Raw genomic sequence first — 901 nt, 5'->3', positions numbered from 1 at the left:
AAACGCAAACCTTCCCATTGTTTGATAAGTGCTAGTCCTTCTGATGATATTTTTCGCATATGATTCTCCATAAAAAAGCCCCACACAAGGCGGGGATGAGTGAATATTAAAAATTGCAATTATTGCCTTTTATTAAAAATCTCGTTTCATGTAACTTTTTTCTGTGTTATACGTTACATGAAACATAATGGAGATTTTGTTATGGCTACAATGCACGTCAATGAACGCGTTCAAAAACATCGCAACGCACAAAGAAAAGCAGGTTTGCGTTTAATGCAAATTTGGGTACCAGATATTCGCCAACCGAACTTTGCAGAAGAGTGCCGACGCCAATGTCGCTTAGTCGCAAAAATGGATAAAACAGATACATCTATGCAGTTGTTGATGGATCAATCTTTAATGGATGTTGATGGCTGGACAGAATAATGCGTGGATCTCTCGTCACAATAGCTATGCAAGGCGATTTTGGTAAACCAAGACCTGCGTTAATCATTCAAGCTAATCAATTCAGTGAGCATACAAGTGTAACGGTTTTACCCATTACTAGCACACTTGTTGATGCGCCATTACTCCGCATTACGATTCAGCCAACCGCTAAAAATGGTTTGCAAAAACCTTCGCAAGTCATGATTGATAAGATTATGACGGTAAGATGTGAAAAAGTTAGTCCAGCTTTCGGCTCCATTCATGCAGATAAAATGGTAGAAATTGAACGCTGTTTAGCTGTATTTTTAGGAATAGTAAAATAGAAATAGTATTTCTTTTTATCATCATAAAATAGCTTTGTTTATCTATCCTCTTCATCCATATGGATTACGCCGTCTCCTTCGTCACATGCGTTTGGTGGGGCGTTTGGATCAAGGGTATCATCCTTGTCTGGTGTTGTGTTTGCAACGTTTCC

At 38.6% G+C, this 901-nt stretch carries 2 protein-coding genes; both read left to right on the top strand.

The features are described from left to right. Positions 1–201: 201 nt before the first annotated feature. Positions 202–426, top strand: coding sequence for an antitoxin MazE family protein (locus ACFIKE_RS11690; RefSeq protein ID WP_273791685.1), 225 nt, complete (start codon positions 202–204; stop codon positions 424–426). Then, entirely contained in the window at positions 426–749 is a 324-nt protein-coding gene (locus tag ACFIKE_RS11685) for a type II toxin-antitoxin system PemK/MazF family toxin (protein ID WP_273791686.1), read from the top strand. Before ACFIKE_RS11690 ends, ACFIKE_RS11685 begins: the two co-directional genes overlap by 1 nt. Positions 750–901 lie beyond the last annotated feature (152 nt).

It is taken from the genome of Bartonella sp. MU70NMGDW (assembly GCF_042194085.1).
Classification (GTDB): Bacteria; Pseudomonadota; Alphaproteobacteria; order Rhizobiales; family Rhizobiaceae; genus Bartonella; species Bartonella grahamii.
This window is presented reverse-complemented; position numbering and strand designations above follow the sequence as displayed.